We start from the raw sequence: 16411 nt of genomic DNA, 5'->3' as shown, positions 1-16411 counted from the left end.
GCAGTCCAAATCATCTCTCCCGCTCGCGGAAACCGCAAGCGGGAGAGGTTCGCAGGAGCGCGGGGCTGGCGGCGCTCCTACTTCAACATCTGCGCGACGTTGTCCTTGGTGACGAGGTCGAGGCCGGTGTAGACGATTTCCGGAACCTTCTCGCCCTTCTTGATGGCGAGCAGCGTGTCCATCGCCTTCTCGCCCATCTCGAACGGGCGTTGACCGACCAGCGCGTTGGCATAGCCGTCGCGCAACAGCTCGAGCTGCATCTTCAGCGTATCGGCGACGACAAGCGTGAACTTGCCGGAATCGATGTCCTTCTTGCTCCTGGAAGCGAACGCCTTGAAGCCTTCAGGCGCGAACATCGGCCAGCCGCCGATCGGAACGATGGCGGCGAGATCTGGCGTTGCGGTGCGCATATCCGTCATCTGCTGCACCGCGAGCGCGGGATCGTCGTTGCAGAACGTCGGGGAGCCCGCGACCTCGGTCCATTTCGAGCCCTTCAGCGCCTCGCGCACGCCGTCGACACGCTCGGCGAGGTTCTTCGCGCCGGGGCCGCCCGAGACCATGGCGTATTTGCCGCCGTCGGGCCGCATCTTCACGAGCTGCTTGCCGAGCGCGACGCCGAACTCCTTGTTGTTGGTGCCGATATAGGCGATGCGCTTGGAGCCCGGCGCATCGGCATCGAATGTGATGACGGGAATTCCGGCCGCGCTCGCCGCCTCGATCGACTTGGTCATGGCCGCGACGTCGGCGACCGAGATGGCGAGGCCGTCAACCTTCTGGGTGACGAAATCCTGGATGATCTGCGCCTGCGTCGCCGGCTCGTGCTCGACCGGCCCCTTGTAGATGCACTCGATGTTGCCGAGCTCCTTGGCACGCTTCAGGCAGCCGTCGCGCGCGAAGTCGAAGAACGGATTGTTCATCGCCTTGGGCACGATCACGAAGCGGTAGTTCGCGGCGAATGCCGGCGTCGCCATCATCGCAACCGCGATGCCGGCAAGTAGAAATTTCCTCATCGTCTCCTCCACCCTTGTTTGGTGCCCATCCTCTCGAAAGCGACCGGGAAGCGGACAGGCAGCGTTTTATTTGCCTTCCCGAAACGACATTAATTCAGGTCATCCGCGAGCGGATGCGGTCGACCAGCACCGCCAGGATGATGATCACGCCGACCAGCGTCTGCTGCCAGTAGGAGGAGACCTGCGCCAGCACGAGGCCGTTGCGGATCACTTCCAGCAGCACGCAGCCGACGATCGCCCCGAGCGGACCGCCTATGCCGCCGGCGAGGTTTGCGCCGCCGATCACGGCCGCCGCGATCACGTTGAGCTCGTAGGACGTCGCCATGTTGGCCGGCGCCGATCCGAGCCAGCCGGAGATGATGATGCCTTGCAGGCCCGCGGCGAGCGCGCAGAGCACGTAGACCTCGATCTTGACCCGCACGACCGGGATGCCGGTCAGTTCCGCAGCCTTCTCGTTGCCGCCGAGCGCGAAGACGTGGCGGCCAAACGAGGTGTGGTGCAGCACCACGGCCATCGCCAGCGCGAGGACGATCAGATAGATGAAAGGCACGGGCACGCCGAGCACGTCGCCCGAGGTGAGCGCATAGAAACGATCCGCATCGGGCCCACCCGGAAAGCTGCCGCGGCCGTTGGAGACGACGTAGCCGAGCCCGCGCACGATCGAGAGCATGCCGAGCGTGGTGACGAAGGGCGACAGGCCGAGCACCGCGATGCAGAAGCCATTGACGAGACCCGCGATCAGCGCGACGCCGAGGCCGGCGAGGATCGAGACCAGCAGGATCAGGCCGGGCACGTTGGCCACGACGGTCTTGCCGTCGGCCGCCATGTGCACGAACATCGCCCCCACCGGCGAGCCAGGCGCCGACAGTTCGGTCATCACCATCGAGGTGATCATGGCGGAGAAGCACATCATCGATCCCACCGATAGATCGATGCCGCCGGTGATGATGACGAAGGTGACGCCCAGCGTGGCGATGGCGATGAAGGAAAAGTTCTTCGCCACGTTCTGCATGTTGCCCTCGGTGAAGAAATAGGGACTGGCGAAGTGCATGATCACCAGCAGCACTGCGAGCGCGAGCAGGACGTAGCCGGTCTGCGAGGCGAAGATGCCGCGCTGCCACCATTTCGTCTTGCCGACGTTCGAGAACATGACGGGAGATTCCATGGGCATGGCCATCACGCCGCCTCCTTCGCGCCGGTGATGAGGGCGGTGACTTCCTCCGGCGAGGTCTGGTGGATCGGTTTGTCCGCCCGCTTCTCGCCACGGCGCATGACGATGACGCGGTCGCATACCGCGAACACGTCGGGCATGCGGTGCGAGATCAGCATCACGGCGACGCCCTGCTCCTTGAGCCGGTGGATCAGGCCGAGCACCTGCTCGACCTGGCGCACCGAGATCGCGGCGGTCGGCTCGTCCATCATCACCAGCCGCGCGTTGGAGAGCCGCGTCCGCGCGATCGCGACGGCCTGGCGCTGGCCGCCCGACATCTGCTTGACGAGATCGTCGGGGCGCGTCTCCGAGCGCAGCTCGCCGAACAGTTCCAGCGCGCGCGCCGCCATCGCCTTGTGGTCGAGCAAAGCAATGGGTCCGAATTTGCGCTTCAGCTCGCGGCCGAGGAACACGTTGGCCGCCGCGGTGAGATTGTCCGATAGCGCGAGGTCCTGGTAGACGACCTCGATGCCGACCGCGCGGGCATCGACCGGCCGGCTGAAATGCACCGCGTTGCCGGCAAAGCGGATCTCGCCGTGGCTGGGCCGGAAATTGCCGGCGATGATCTTGACCAGCGTCGACTTGCCCGCGCCGTTGTCGCCCATCAGCCCGACCACCTCGCCCGGCAGGACGTGCAGATCGACGCCGTGCAGCGCGCGGATCGCGCCGAACTCCTTGCCGATCCCGGTCAGCTCGAGGACCGGTGTCGCGTCAGCGTTTGCCATCAGCAACCTCGTTCAGACATAGCGGTTGACCAGGGATTCCAGATATTCCTGCCGGCCCGAGCGCGGCTGCGGGTCGAAGCTCGGCTGAAGCGCGCGGTCGGCGAGATCGGCGAGCGAACGCTGACCGCCGAGAATGGCGCGGCCCTCAGGCCCGGCCCATCCCTGGTAACGTTCAGTCAGCGGCGCCGTGAGCGCGCCGGCATCGACCATGTCGGCGGCGACGAGGAACGCCCGCGCGCAGGCATCCATCGAGCCGACATGGGCATGGATCAGGTCGTCCGGGTCGATCGACTGCCGCCGGATCTTGGCGTCGAAATTGAGCCCGCCGGAGGTGAAGCCGCCACGGTTCAGCATTTCGTGAAACACCAGCGCCAGCTCCGGGACGTTCATCGCGAACTGGTCGGTATCCCAGCCGAGCAGATCGTCGCCGCGGTTGATGTCGAGCGAGCCGAACACGCCGAGCGCCTCGGCGAGCGCGACCTCATGGTGGAAGGAGTGGCCGGCAAGGATGGCGTGGTTCTGCTCGATGTTGAGCTTGACGTCTTTGAGCAGGTCGTAGCGTTCGAGGAAGCCGTAGCAGGTGGCGACGTCGAAATCATATTGGTGCTTGGTCGGCTCCTTCGGCTTCGGCTCGATCAGGATCGGCCCCTTGAAGCCTATTTTGTGCTTGTGCTCGACGACCAGCGAGATGAAGCGGCCGAGCTGGTCGAGTTCGCGCTTGAGATCGGTGTTGAGCAGGGTCTCGTAGCCCTCGCGCCCGCCCCACAGCACATAGTTCTGGCCGCCGAGCCGGTGCGTCACCTCCAGCGCGGCGCGGACCTGGCCTGCCGCGTAGGTGAATATCTCCGGGTCCGGATTGGTCGCGGCGCCCGCCATGTAGCGACGATGCGTGAAGAGATTGGCGGTGCCCCAGAGCAGGCGCACTTTTGCCGCGGCCATCTTCTGCTCGAACAGATCGGCGATGGTGTTGAGGTTCGCTACAGATTCCGCAAGAGAACTACCTTCCGGCGCGGCATCGACGTCGTGGAAGGTGAAGAAGGGCACATCGAGCAGTCGGAACAGCTCGAAGGCGACGTCGGCTTTGGCCCGCGCCTGCGCCATCGCGTCACCGCCCTGGTGCCACGGTCTCAGGAACGTCTCGCCGCCGAAGGGGTCGCCGCCCGGCCAGCAGAACGAATGCCAATAGCAGACCGCAAAGCGCAAATGATCCTCCAGCCTGCGGCCGTGCACGAGGCGGTCCTTGTCGTACCAGCGGAACGCGGGGGCTTGTCCCGCCTCCTTGCCGGCGAAGGCGACGGGTGCACTTGCATCGAAGAATTTGGCTGGCGCGTTCACTTAAGGGTGCTCCTTCAATGCGGGATAAAGCTCGCGCCATTTCCGATAGGCCTCGTCATAGGCTTCCCTGACGGATGCGCGGGGCGTGAAGCTCGCGAGCCGCCGCGGGCGGGTGCAGACGTCCGCGGGATCTTCACCGGTGGCGGCGAGCCGGCCGAGCCTGGAGGCACCGAGCGCCGCCCCGACCTCGCCCTCCTCGACGCGGTGAACGGGAATGCCGAGCACATCGGCGCAGATCTGCGCCCACAGCGGCGAGCGCGAGCCGCCGCCGACGAGATCGAGCTCGGCAACAGGCCCGCTCGCGGCGCTCAGTGCCGCCAGATTATCGCGCGCGGCAAAGGCGACGCCTTCGAGGACGGCCTGCACGATCTGCGTCCGCCCGGTCGCGCCGCGCAGGCCGACCAAGGCGCCGCTGGCGGCGGCATCGTTGTGCGGCGTGCGCTCGCCGTCGAGATAGGGCAGGAATTTGATCGGGCTCGGCCCATCGACGCGCTCGCCGAGCGGCGCCAGCAGCGCTGCGGCCGGAGTCTCCATCACACCGGCGAGCCAGGCCAGCGAAGCCGCCGCCGAGAGCATCACGCCCATCTGGTGCCAGAGGCCCGGAAGTGCGTGGCAGAACGCATGCACCGCCGTTTGAGGCGCCGGCGCGAACCGGTCGGTGACGCGGAACACCACGCCTGACGTTCCCAGCGACAGGAACGCATCGCCCGGCGCGATGGCGCCGAGCCCGATCGCGCTCGCGGCATTGTCGCCGGCGCCACCGCCGACGACGACATCCTTCGCCATGCCCCAGCGCTGCGTGAATTCCGGCATGAGCACCGCGCTCACGGCGCTTCCCTCGACGAGGCGCGGCATGTGGTGGAGATCGAGGCCGGTGGCGTGCAGCAACAGGGGCGACCAGCGGCGCAGACCGACATCGAGCCACAGCGTGCCGGCCGCATCCGACATGTCCTCGATCATCTCGCCGGTCAGGCGATAGCGCACATAGGCCTTGGGCAGCAGCACCTTTGCGATCCGCGCGGAGATTTTTGGCTCGTGCCGCGCAACCCACAACAGCTTGGGCGCGGTGAAGCCGGGCATCGCCAGATTGCCGGTGATCGCGTGCAGCGAGGGGCAACGCTGCTCCAGCACGGCGCATTCGGCCTGCGAGCGGCCGTCGTTCCAGAGGATTGCCGGACGCAGCGGCCGTCCGTCCTCGTCGAGCAGCGTTGCGCCATGCATCTGGCCCGACAGGCCGATGCCGCGGACCAGCGCCACCTCGCGCGGATGGCGGGCCGCGAGATCGTCGACCGCACCGATGGCGGCCTCGACCCAGGCATCGGGATCCTGCTCGGACCACAGCGGCGCCGGGTGCGACAGCGCGAGCTCGCGCGCCGCCGTCGCGTGGATCGCGCCGGCTTCGCTCACGAGCACCGCTTTCACGCCGGACGTGCCGATGTCCAGTCCGAGATACACGTCGTCTCCTCCTTGGTCATTGCGAGGCGCGATCTTGACGTCGCGTTCTCCGCCAGAGCGGCCCGTCCTAGGGCAGATTGTCCCGCATCACGATGTCGATCCTGATCTTCTCCTGTTCGCGCAGGATCGGCTCGCCGCGAGCGAGCGCGAGCAGCACGCGCACGGCGGCACGCGCTTCATGCCCGGGGTTCTGTGAGATCGCGGCATCCATCACGCCCTGCAGCAGCAGCCGGCGGGTCAGTACGGTGACGTCATGACCGACGAACACCACCTTGTCGCGAGCAGCTTCGCTCAACGCTTTGGCGACGCCTTGCGTGCCCGCGCCGACGTTATAAAGGCCGACAATGTTGGCATGCTTGCCCAACAGCTGCGCCAGCACCTGTTCCGAACGATCGTCCTCGTCGCGTCCTTCGAGCACCGGCAGCACGTTGAGCCCGGGAAATTCCGACGCCATCACCTGGTTGAAGCCGAAGATGCGCTCGGCATGGTCGCGCAGGCCCTGCGAGCCCGCGACGATCGCGACCTTGCCGGACTTTTGGCCGGCCAAACGCCCGACCAGCGCGCCGGCGGTGCGCCCCGCGGCAATGTTGTCGATGCCGACATAATGGTGGCGGCGCGACGACGGCACGTCGGACACCAGCGTCACCACCTTGGTGCCGGCATCGACGAGATCGTTGATCGCGGCGCGGACGCCGGGATGATCCAGCGCCACCACCGCAACGCCGTCGCAGTCGCCGGACAGCGCCTCCAGGGAGGCTGCGAGCACCGACGGATCGAACACGTCGGTCGCGACCATCTCGACGTTGAGGCGGCGAACCGAGAGCCAGGCCGACATCTCGCCGAGATAGGCCTCGATCTGCTGCATGAACGGGTTCGGCCCCGACGGCATCACGAAGGCAAAGCGGCGGGCGCGGCCGCGGGCCAGCTCGGCCGCGGCGACGTGCGGCTGGAACGCGTTGCGTTCAATCGCCGCCTTGACGCGCCGCACCGTATCCGGCCGCACCCCCGGCCGGTTGTGCAGCACGCGGTCGACGGTCGCGAGGCTGACGCCCGCCTCGCGGGCGATGTCCTTGAGCGTCAGCGCGGTCGGGGTGAGGGTCTCGGCCATCGCTGAAGGTTAGCAGAGGTGTTTTGAGGTACGCAACTCATTTTGAGGGTCTCAGTAACTCGGGCCCGGCTCCGCCCCACCTCATCGGCCGAACACATCAATCTTCAGGACAGACTCAGCCATCTCAGACCTCGCGCACGCCTCCGCGATGATGGCGGAACATCTCGCCGCGAAAGCTGCGTCGCGTGCTCCCAAGCGTACGCATCGACGTCACCTCGCCATGGGTGCCGACTTCAGCGTCACGGTCGCATCCAGCGCGTCGCGCCCCGACCGATCCAGAACGCGATGTCGCTCGCGCGAAAGCCCGGCAGATCGAGTGCCGCTCGCCATGACCTGCAAGCTCAACCTAATCAAAGTTTCATGCAACCGGTGATTTTCCGTGACGTTGTTTCTGCGAAGGCAGGATGGACATTCGAACGAGATGGAGAATGCACGATGCGTGTTGCTGTCTTACTTGCTACCGCGGCTACGATCGCACTGGGCTCAGCGGCCTGGGCTGCTTCCAACAACGACAACGCGGCGCAGCCGACTAATGTCCGACAGGACATGATGCAGACGCTGCAAAAGTCGGGCTACAAGGACATCAGGCTGGCCCCGACGTCGTTCGACGTTCAGGCGGTCGATAGCGACGGAAACCCGGTGAGGATGTCGATCGGGCCGGATCACTTCGCCGAAATGATTACCGTCCGCGATATCCACCAGACCGCTGCGGACACCAGCTCGAACGCGGCGCGCCCGAGCACTGCGGGCGACTACGTCACCGTCCAACAAAGCGACGATCTTGCATCCAAGCTCATTGGGCTCGACGTCTACAACAATGACAACAAGGATATCGGCACCATCAAGGACATCGCGCTCGATCAGAGCGGTCGCGCCAATGCCTACATCCTATCGGTCGGCGGCTTCCTGGGGATGGGCGAACATTACGTCGCGGTGTCCCCGTCGGCCGTCCACGTCACCTACAAGGACAACAAGTGGCACGCCGGCATGAATGCCACGGCCGACCAGCTCAAAGCGGCGGCGGAGTTCAAATATAGCGGCCGTTGGGCCGGAAGCGTGATTTAACCGTCACAGGCCGGCATTCCTCTGCTCCAATGCGCGGCCACGCGAGAGGCTCCGGACCACCAAAGGCCTCTCGTCCGCTCCAGCAAGGACGCTGCAATTCGAGAATGATGGGCTTAACGCGGACGAAACGGCTTGGAGCGGGCGAAGGGAATCGAACCCTCGTATGCAGCTTGGGAAGCTGCCGTTCTACCATTGAACTACGCCCGCGGATGCGCTGCTCGCGCCCGTCCTGATTAGCCGAGACGGCGCCTTCCGCCAAGCGGTTTGGCGCGGCCGGCCTGACGCTCCCTTAAGTTTTCGGTAAGATTCCGGGTGCGCCGGATTGTGGCGGTGTTATGATCTCGTGTCTGGGGAGAAACGTGCACTGAGTGGGGGCGTGTGCATGGTGGGGCGTGGCTATTCGATATTCGACACGGCGATCGGGCGCTGCGGCATCATCTGGAGCGGCACCGGCGTGGTGGCGGTGCAATTGCCGGAGGCGCGGGAGATCGACACCCGCCGCCGCATCTTTGCGGTCCATCCCGAAGCGCGCGAGCAGCGTCCCTCCGACAATGCCGAGCTTGCGATCGACGGCATCGTGAGCCTGCTGCAGGGCGACGATCCCGATTTTTCCGAGGTCAGCCTGGATGCCGGCGGGGTGCCCGGCTTCAACCGGCGCGTCTATGAGTTCGCCTGCTCCATTCCGCGCGGGGAGACGCGGACCTATCACGAAGTCGCCAAAGCGCTGGGCGCCTCAGGCGCCGCTCATTCGGTGGCGCAGGCGATCGCCAGGAATCCCTACATGCTGATCGTGCCCTGCCATCGCCTGCTGGAGGCCGGCAATTACGCCGACCGGCTCTCGCCTTTCGGCGGAGTGATCTCCAAGCGGCGGCTGCTGGCGCTGGAGGGCGCCCATCCCGTCGCCAGCAAGACGCTGTTCGAGGTGCTGCTGCCCGTTGCTCCGCCGAGGCCGTCCACCTAGATAGGTGGCATGGACGCAACCACGCTACTGAATACACCCTCGATGACCGTCTCCGAGTTTCGCTGCGATGCGGGGCCGGATGACGCGCCGTTTGCCGAATGCCGCACCGGGCATTCCATCGCCTATGTCCGCTCGGGCAGCTTTGGCTGCCATTGCCGCGCCGGCTTCTTCGAGCTGGTGGCGGGCTCGATGCTGGTCGGCGCGCCCGGCGAGGAATACACCTGCACGCATGAGCATGTCAGCGGCGATGTCTGCCTGTCGTTCTTCCTCAGCGCGGACCTGGTCGACGCCCTCGGCGGGCGGCGCGAGACCTGGCAGGTCGGCGCCACGCCGCCGCTGCCCGAATTGATGGTGCTGGGCGAGCTCGCCCAGACGGCGGCAGATGGCAACAGCGATATCGGTCTCGACGAGGTCGGCCAGATCCTGGCCGGCCGCTTCATCGAATTGATCTCGGGCAAGGCGCGCAAGCCGGCCACGCCCAATGCGCGCGACCGCCGCCGCGCGGTCGAGGCCGCGCTATGGATCGACGACAACTCGCATCAAGAGGTCGATCTCGAACAGGCGGCAAAGCAGACGGGCCTCAGCCCGTTTCATTTCCTTCGGCTGTTCTCGAGCGTGCTCGGCGTCACCCCGCATCAATATCTGGTGCGCTCGCGGCTGCGCCACGCCGCGCGGCTTCTCACGGATGACGACATCGCGGTCACCGATGTCGCCTATGACGTCGGCTTCGGCGATCTCTCCAACTTCGTCCGCACCTTCCACCGCGCTGCCGGCGTATCGCCAACCAGGTTCCGGCAGGCCTCGAAGGGAGAGCGCAGCATCTTCGCCGAGCGCCTCGTCCTCAATTGAGACAGGTCGGCCGCGTTTGCGGGTAACAGTCTGTTGACCAGACGGGTGCGTCGCACTGGCGCTTGCGGTAGGCCGCGCGATAGTACAACCAGCGGGCGAAACGACGCCCGCTCAAGGCGGCGAATCGGCAGATGGACAGTGACTCGAGTGATGTGATTGCGGCCACATTGATTGCGCTTGCCGTAGGACTTGCCTTCATCGCCGGCTGTGCCGTCTATTATGGCCGCCAGATCACCTCGCGCAGGATTCCGATGCAGTGGGGCACCGACGGTCAGCCGGCCTGGTTTGCACCGCGTATCATCGGGCTCTGGTTCAGCTTCGGCATCACGGCGGCGCTGTCGGCGTTCCTGCTCGTTCTCGCCCATCACGACCCTCAGAAGCTCACGGCGCTGATCGTCGCAACGGTCAGCGTGATCGGAACGAACATGTGGGTTCACGTCTATCACCTGAAACGGGTGATCCGGTGGCAGTCGGAGGCCCCGGCGAACTAGGCGGGCGCCGGGCGCAAGATTCTCCAAGAGCGGCCCACCTCACCCCGGCTAGGGTCGTCTCCGGCGCGCGCCATTTTCGGCGCGTTTTGCAGATGGAGACGACCATGTACGACCACATCGGGCTTCGCGTTGCCGATCTCGACGCCGCGACGCGCTTCTACACCGCGGTGCTGGCGCCGCTCGGTTACGTCCTGTGCTCCAGCGGCGACGGTTATGCCGGCTTCGGGCCGAAGGGTGAGCCGGCGCTGTGGCTGCACCTGAACAAGGGCCACAAGGCCGACGGCGCGCACATTGCGTTCCGCGCCGGAGATCATGACGCGGTCAAGGCGTTCCACAGCGAAGGCCTGAAGAGCGGCGGCCGCGACAATGGCGGCGCCGGGCCGCGCAAGGATTACAGCCCGACTTATTACGCGGCATTTTTGATCGACCCCGACGGCAACAATGTCGAGGCGGTTTGTGCGTGAGCGCTAGCCGCTTAGGAGATCTCGTAGGGTGGGCAAAGGCGCAACGCGCCGTGCCCACCATCTCCCAACAATCGTGACAGATGTGGTGAGCACGCTTCGTTTTGCCCACCCTACCAATGCTGCATTTGAGGAACCTCCATGGCCTCCATCCACAACGACATTCCTCTCAACGCCTCCGCGCGCGACGTCTGGGACGCGGTGCGCGATTTCGGCTCGCTGCATGAGCGGCTGGCGCCCGGCTTCGTCACCGCCTGCGCGCTCGACGGCGATGCGCGTATCGTCACCTTCGCCAACGGTTCGGTGGCGCGCGAGATCCTGGTCGATTGCGACGACGCGCGGCAGCGCCTCGTCTATGCCATCAGCAACGAGCGGCTGAAGCATTACAGCGCCTCGGTGCAGGTGATCGCCGACGGCGAGCGGAGAAGCCGTCTGGTGTGGATCATCGACATGCTGCCGAACGAGCTTGCAGCCTATGTCGAGGGACAGACCAGGGAGGCCGTCGTTGCGATACATCAAGCGTTTCCGCCGGCTGCCGCCTAGCCGCGGTCGACGCGCTGCACCTCTGTGAGTTTTCTCACAGAGCTGCGCCCTCGCCGGCCGTAACCGTCGCGGCGTGCGTCCGGTTGGCTCCGCTTTCCCGGCGGCGCCACGCACGCGAGGAGCATGCCATGAGAGGTGCGGACAAGGTGATTTGCCAGGCGGCCGCCGTGCTGCTGCTGTTTTCAGTCGCGAGCTCGCCGGCGAAGGCGCAGTTCCTCGGCGGCGGAGGTGCCGGCGGCGAGGACATGATGACCCAGATGGCGCCGATGCTGGAGATGATGAAGGCGAAGATGGGCAAGCGCCGCTTCGCCATGATGATGCAGACCATGGGCCCGATGATGAGCCGCATGATGGAGAATGGCGGCGGTGGGCTTGGTGGCATGATGAGCGGCGGCGGCCTCGGCGGTAGCACGCTCGGCGGCGGCTTCGGCGCACCCAATTACGGCGGCTACACCGCGATGGGTGGCGGCACCATGCCGGCCGGATATGGCGGCGTTGGTGGCGGCGACATCATGGGCATGATCGGCGGCGCCAGTGGCGGCGACATGATGGCGATGATCCCGCAACTGATGCGGCTCGCCAATGTGGGCGGCGGGGGCCATCGCCGCCACAGGCATCGCTAATCGGCGGCGCCTGAAAGCGCCGGCCTGATCGCGGGCTTGCTCGCGCGCGGTCCCCAGCGCGTCAGCGCGACGCTGGAGGATGAGAGCAGGCCGAGCAGGACCATCGAGCTCGCGGCCAGCCAGAAATAGCTCTGCGCCGTGGCTTCGTGTGTCGACAGCCACCAGCCGGCCGCCGAGATGTAGATCAGCCGCGCCGTCTGCGCCAGCACTGGCCCGATCACCTTGGCCGCGCCTTGCGAGGAGAAATACATCGTCGTGGCAATGCCGAAAAAGGCGTAGAATGGTCCGACCGTCGAGAGATATTGATGGCTCGCCGCGCGCACGGCCACGCTGTCGGTGAAGATGTTGATCCAGAGATCGGGGAACATCGCGACGAGGCACGCAGGCGCGCCGACGGCCACGAAGGCGGCAACACTGGCGATCCATGCGACGCGCCGTGCGCGCGCGATGTTGCCTGCGCCGATCGCCATCCCCACCATCGGCACACAGGCGATGCCGAACGAGAACGCGATCGAGGTCAGCAGGAATTCCAGCCGCGCGCCGATGCCGTAGCCGGCGAGGATCGCGGTGCCGAATTGCGCCAGCATGTGGGTGAAGATCGAGATCGTCAGCACCGATTGCAGCGGCGAGAAGCAGGCGATGGCGCCGACCTTCAGGATGTCGAAAAACATCGCCCATTGAATCCGCAAGCCGCGCAGCTTCGGTGTCACCCGGGCGCGGCCGGAGAACAGGTACCAGCCCATGATGCAGATATTCATGGAATAGGCGATCAGCGCGCCGGCCGCGACGCCGCGCATGCCGAACTGCGGCACCGGCCCGAGCCCGAGGCCGAGCGTGCCGCCCAGCACGATCTGCCAGGCCGCCGAGTTGAGGATCAGGAACGACGGCAGCTTCATGTTGCCGGTGCCGCGCAGCACGCCGGCCATGGTGTTGAGCAGCCAAGGCAGCACGGCGCCGCCGAAAAACACCTGTGTGTAGGCAATCGCGTGCGTCAGCACGTCGCCGCGGCCGCCGAGCATTTCCAGCAGACGCGGGCCGAAGATCAGCATGCCCAGCATGAAGACGAGCCCGAAGCTGATGCCGATCAGGATCGCATGCGCGGCGAGCGTGCCGGCGCGCTCGCGATCGCCGGCGCCGAGCGCGCGGGCAATGGCGGAAGCCACCGCACCGCCCATGGCGCCGCCCGACATCGTCATGGTCAGGATCACTGTCGGAAACACCAGCGCCATCGCCGCCAGCGCCTCGACGCCGAGCCGGCCGATATAGGAAGTCTCCGCGATCACCGTACAGGTGCCGGCCGAGAGCGCGATCACGTTGGGCCAGGCGAGGGAGAGCAGCGTGCGCAGGATCGGCCCGTCGACAAGCGCGCTTCGCACCGGAGGCGGAGGCGGCGGCAGCGGACGCTCTTGCTCATCGACCGGGATTTCGGCGATGTCGGACATATCTTCTCCGGGGCACGGACGCCATTTGCGGCGCGGCAATGCGTAGGTGTGCCAATTATTTTCTTCGCGCAGAGGCGCGCAACGCGAGGCTTGTTAGCACGGCGCGGGGCGATTCCTCCTGCGCCAGTTGCAGGCGCGCCCTGCGGCAGCGCATTTCGATGGGATGAATTTACCCGATCGTCCAGACCAGCGGCGGCCACCCTCCTGTGGTCGAGCGCATATGCACGCCGATGTGCCGCCCGCATCCCGCAGCCAGGCCTTCGAACAATCCCTCCAGCACCCTGGCGCAAGCTGGATGATAGTCGGCGACGTCGTCCATCAGCTTCCAGCTCTGCTGGCGGAGTTCGAACGTGCCTTCGGATTGCGTCGTCTCGGCGACGTCATCCTGCGCGGCGAACAGCGCATTCAGGAACGCGGCGAATTCATTTGCGCCTCCGCGGCTCATCGCCAGTGGGGCGGCCACTTCGTCGAAATATTGCATGCCGATCAGCTTGCCGGTGAGGTGCAGGAGATAGCTCGCATCCTCCGGTCCGAACAGCTGCACCATGACGGGCGCGGCGGTGCGGACATATTCCATCGCGTAGTTGCGATAGGCTTTTTCCAGGCGCGGCTTCGGCCAGCTCGCGACCGGCAACGCCGGCGCAGCCCTGGCATCGAACAGCGGCGCTTCGAGGTGGCGCGCGAACACGAGCCGCTGGTCCGGCTCGAGCGGATGGTCGTATTGGCAATAATAGCCTTCCAATCCGTCCTGGCCGTCGACGCTCTGCTTGGTGCAAACGAAGCCGAGCCTGAGATCGCCGAGCGCGACGCCGTTATTGGCGTGCCATCCGCGCAGCATCGCGCGGCTCACCTCGCCCGGTACGCCGCAGATCGCGGTGCCTTTCCAGATCCAGCGCGGCGGCGGATAGCGGATCCAGGCCTTGGCGTCGCTTTCATACATGTATTCGACATGCACGCCGCCGATCCAGTTGGAGAGATAGTGATATTGCGCGGCCGCCACCGCCGGCGGCAGATGATCGATCCCGAGCTTCCGCAAGCCCGGCAGGAAGCGCTCCTGCTGCTGACGGCGGAACACGCGGAAGACGAACTCCGCGGCGTCCGCGGTGCCGCGCCGCGTGACGACGGTGAGGATGAGGCCCGTGAAGTAAGCGTGATAGAGATCGGCGACCGCGCGCCAGCGCTTCCATTGGGCTTCCTGCGCGGCGTCAGCTGCGTCGGTCATTGGTTTCGCTCCCGATCGTTGTTGCGATCGAGTGTGTCACCGCGCCTTCCGGCAAGCAACATGACGCCCGTGCAGAGCGCCCTGCGCGGCCGCCCGCCAATTCCGCATCACGAAGTTTGCGGCGGCGCCTTGGCTGCGCGCTCTCGCTCGACCCGTTCGGTGACGTCACGCGCCATCGCCACCGATCCCAGCACGTCGCCGCCGGAATCCCGCACCAGTGCGAATGTCATCTCGATGTAGAGCTTGCGTCCGCTCTTGTGCTGCGCACGGGTCAGCGTCGGCCTGCCCGCGAGCCTCATCGCGCCGCTGGCCAGCGCAGCTTCAAAGCCCTTCCAGTGCGCGGCACGCAGATGCTCGGGAATGATCAAATCGAGATTCTGGCCGAGCGCCTCCGTGGCCGAGAAGCCGAACAGAGCTGCCGCTGCACGATTCCACCGCATGATCGTGCCGGAGCGATCCGAATAGATCAGCGCATCCGCGACGTCTTCGGCGATCTTTGCGTCGAGTTCGGATGGGTTGGTCATGTCACCACCTTGTAGCCCGGAGGAGCCACCGGGTCGGCGCGGAGCGCCGCCCGATGGCTCCTCCGGGCTACAGGATCGCGCTACACCCGGAAATGCTTCGATAGTTTGAGGCCCTGGGCCTGGTAGTTGGAGCCGATGCGCTGGCCGTACATCGCGTCGGGACGGGCCAGCATCTTCTCGTAGACGAGGCGGCCGACGATCTGGCCGTGCTCGAGGATGAACGGCACTTCGCGCGAACGTACCTCCAGCACGGCGCGCGATCCCAATCCGCCCGCACCCGCATAGCCGAAGCCGGGATCAAAGAATCCGGCATAGTGCACGCGGAATTCGCCGACCAGCGGATCGAACGGCACCATCTCCGCCGCGTAGTCGGGCGGCACCTGCACGGCTTCCTTCGAGGCCAGGATGTAGAACTCGCCGGGATCGAGGATCAGGCTGCCGTCGGGACGGGCCGAGATCGGCTCCCAGAAGTCCTCGACGGAATACCCGGCGCGACGATCGACGTCGACGACGCCGGTGTGGCGCTTGGCGCGGTAGCCGACGAAGCCGTTTGCCCTTTCGCCGGAGAGATCGACGGAGACGGCGACGCCGCCGGAGAGATCGGCATCGTCGACGTCGACGAGGCGCTCGGCGGCGTGCAAGGCATCGAGCTCGTCGGGGTTGAGGATGGCGTCGCCGGTGCGGAAGCGCACCTGGCTCAGACGCGAGCCCTCGCTGACCAGCACCGGAAACGTCTTCGGGCTGATCTCGGCATAGAGCGGGCCGTGATAGCCGGCGCCGATCATGTCGAAGCGGCGGGTGCCGTCGGCGATCACGCGGGTGAAGACGTCGAGCCGGCCGGTGGAGCTCTTCGGGTTCGCGGCCGCGACGATCTCAGGCGGCAGCGCGAGGCTCTCCAGCAGCGGCACGATGTAGACGCAGTTGGTTTCAAGCACGGCGCCGTCGGCGAGGCTGAATTCGTGCAGCTTCAATTCGTCGATCCGCTCGGCGACGGTGGCACCGGGACCGGGCAGGAAGCTGGCGCGGACGCGATAGGCGATGTCGCCGAGACGCAGATCGAGGCTCGCCGGCTGGATCTGGCTCTCGACGAAATCATAGGCGGGCAGGATGAGGCCTGCCGCCGCCATCGCCGCGATCATGCGGTCGGGCAGGATACCATTGGCGTCGGGCGCGACCGTGAACGTCAACCGGGGGTCCTCATCGGGGGTCAGATGCATCCGGACATGCCGGAAATACAAGTCTTTTACGGCTATCCGATGGACGCCTTGACGGAAAGGGCATTGCGGAATATGAGCATCACTTATCCCGTGGTGATTTGAGCCGGCCGGCTTGCAGCCACGTTAAATAAGTCGCTAAACAGGCCGGGGACCTCTGTGATCCCGGCCCG

General features: G+C 65.9%; 17 protein-coding genes, 1 tRNA gene and 1 riboswitch. Of the genes, 7 read left to right on the top strand and 11 right to left on the bottom strand.

The annotated features are described in order from the left end of the window. Nucleotides 1-77: 77 nt before the first annotated feature. From IVB24_RS05045 to IVB24_RS05020, 6 genes are all read right to left on the bottom strand, one after another. The gene (locus IVB24_RS05045; protein ID WP_166476437.1) at nucleotides 78-1010 is read right to left on the bottom strand and encodes a sugar-binding protein; all 933 of its coding nucleotides are present in this window, start codon (nucleotides 1008-1010) and stop codon (nucleotides 78-80) included. Nucleotides 1011-1104: 94 nt separating this feature from the next. Then, nucleotides 1105-2187, bottom strand: coding sequence for an ABC transporter permease (locus IVB24_RS05040; RefSeq protein ID WP_247772231.1), 1083 nt, complete (start codon nucleotides 2185-2187; stop codon nucleotides 1105-1107). Beyond that, the gene (locus IVB24_RS05035) at nucleotides 2187-2945 is read right to left on the bottom strand and encodes an ATP-binding cassette domain-containing protein (protein WP_094976380.1); all 759 of its coding nucleotides are present in this window, start codon (nucleotides 2943-2945) and stop codon (nucleotides 2187-2189) included. Before IVB24_RS05035 ends, IVB24_RS05040 begins: the two co-directional genes overlap by 1 nt. A 12-nt stretch (nucleotides 2946-2957) precedes the next feature. Further along, complete coding sequence (xylA, locus tag IVB24_RS05030; protein WP_247772230.1) at nucleotides 2958-4280, bottom strand: xylose isomerase; 1323 nt, start codon at nucleotides 4278-4280, stop codon at nucleotides 2958-2960. Further along, complete coding sequence (gene xylB, locus IVB24_RS05025; protein ID WP_247772229.1) at nucleotides 4281-5735, bottom strand: xylulokinase; 1455 nt, start codon at nucleotides 5733-5735, stop codon at nucleotides 4281-4283. 67 nt (nucleotides 5736-5802) lie between these two features. Next, on the bottom strand, nucleotides 5803-6843 hold the full coding sequence (locus IVB24_RS05020) for a LacI family DNA-binding transcriptional regulator (RefSeq protein WP_247772228.1): 1041 nt from the start codon (nucleotides 6841-6843) through the stop codon (nucleotides 5803-5805). Nucleotides 6844-7203: 360 nt separating this feature from the next. On the opposite strand from IVB24_RS05020, the gene IVB24_RS05015 reads away from it, so the two are divergent. Then, nucleotides 7204-7908, top strand: a complete 705-nt coding sequence (locus IVB24_RS05015) for a PRC-barrel domain-containing protein (RefSeq protein WP_244621113.1) — start codon at nucleotides 7204-7206, stop codon at nucleotides 7906-7908. Nucleotides 7909-8041: 133 nt separating this feature from the next. Here the strand turns inward: IVB24_RS05015 and IVB24_RS05010 are convergent. Continuing rightward, nucleotides 8042-8115 (bottom strand) — tRNA-Gly (locus tag IVB24_RS05010). Nucleotides 8116-8290: 175 nt separating this feature from the next. On the opposite strand from IVB24_RS05010, the gene IVB24_RS05005 reads away from it, so the two are divergent. The 6 genes from IVB24_RS05005 to IVB24_RS04980 all read left to right on the top strand — a co-directional run bounded on the left by IVB24_RS05005 (nucleotide 8291) and on the right by IVB24_RS04980 (nucleotide 11836). Continuing rightward, nucleotides 8291-8869: a methylated-DNA--[protein]-cysteine S-methyltransferase gene (locus IVB24_RS05005; RefSeq protein ID WP_166467837.1), complete on the top strand. Its 579-nt coding sequence runs from the start codon at nucleotides 8291-8293 to the stop codon at nucleotides 8867-8869. 9 nt (nucleotides 8870-8878) lie between these two features. Continuing rightward, a complete protein-coding gene (locus tag IVB24_RS05000; protein ID WP_247772227.1) occupies nucleotides 8879-9718 on the top strand; it encodes an AraC family transcriptional regulator in 840 nt (279 codons plus the stop codon). Between the two features lie 131 nt (nucleotides 9719-9849). Continuing rightward, nucleotides 9850-10209 (top strand): hypothetical protein, encoded by a 360-nt coding sequence (locus tag IVB24_RS04995; RefSeq protein ID WP_140481513.1) that lies wholly within the window; start codon nucleotides 9850-9852, stop codon nucleotides 10207-10209. Nucleotides 10210-10313: 104 nt separating this feature from the next. After that, nucleotides 10314-10673, top strand: coding sequence for a VOC family protein (locus IVB24_RS04990; protein ID WP_162406858.1), 360 nt, complete (start codon nucleotides 10314-10316; stop codon nucleotides 10671-10673). Nucleotides 10674-10811: 138 nt separating this feature from the next. Beyond that, the gene (locus tag IVB24_RS04985) at nucleotides 10812-11213 is read left to right on the top strand and encodes an SRPBCC family protein (protein WP_166467835.1); all 402 of its coding nucleotides are present in this window, start codon (nucleotides 10812-10814) and stop codon (nucleotides 11211-11213) included. 128 nt (nucleotides 11214-11341) lie between these two features. Further along, complete coding sequence (locus tag IVB24_RS04980) at nucleotides 11342-11836, top strand: hypothetical protein (RefSeq protein WP_247772226.1); 495 nt, start codon at nucleotides 11342-11344, stop codon at nucleotides 11834-11836. On the opposite strand, the gene IVB24_RS04975 is transcribed toward IVB24_RS04980, so the two are convergent. The 4 genes from IVB24_RS04975 to IVB24_RS04960 form a co-directional block, all read right to left on the bottom strand. Beyond that, nucleotides 11833-13278, bottom strand: coding sequence for an MATE family efflux transporter (locus IVB24_RS04975; protein WP_094976371.1), 1446 nt, complete (start codon nucleotides 13276-13278; stop codon nucleotides 11833-11835). The two genes, IVB24_RS04980 and IVB24_RS04975, sit on opposite strands and share 4 nt — an antisense overlap. A 169-nt stretch (nucleotides 13279-13447) precedes the next feature. Continuing rightward, entirely contained in the window at nucleotides 13448-14500 is a 1053-nt protein-coding gene (locus tag IVB24_RS04970; protein WP_247772225.1) for a hypothetical protein, read from the bottom strand. A gap of 107 nt (nucleotides 14501-14607) precedes the next feature. Next, complete coding sequence (locus IVB24_RS04965; RefSeq protein ID WP_247772224.1) at nucleotides 14608-15024, bottom strand: PAS domain S-box protein; 417 nt, start codon at nucleotides 15022-15024, stop codon at nucleotides 14608-14610. An 80-nt stretch (nucleotides 15025-15104) separates the two neighbouring features. Then, entirely contained in the window at nucleotides 15105-16211 is a 1107-nt protein-coding gene (locus IVB24_RS04960) for a 2'-deoxycytidine 5'-triphosphate deaminase (RefSeq protein ID WP_162308789.1), read from the bottom strand. A gap of 110 nt (nucleotides 16212-16321) precedes the next feature. After that, a riboswitch (SAM riboswitch) is annotated at nucleotides 16322-16401 on the top strand. The last annotated feature ends 10 nt before the right edge of the window (nucleotides 16402-16411 follow it).

It is taken from the genome of Bradyrhizobium sp. 192 (genome assembly GCF_023100965.1).
GTDB lineage: Bacteria > Pseudomonadota > Alphaproteobacteria > Rhizobiales > Xanthobacteraceae > Bradyrhizobium > Bradyrhizobium symbiodeficiens.
This window is presented reverse-complemented; position numbering and strand designations above follow the sequence as displayed.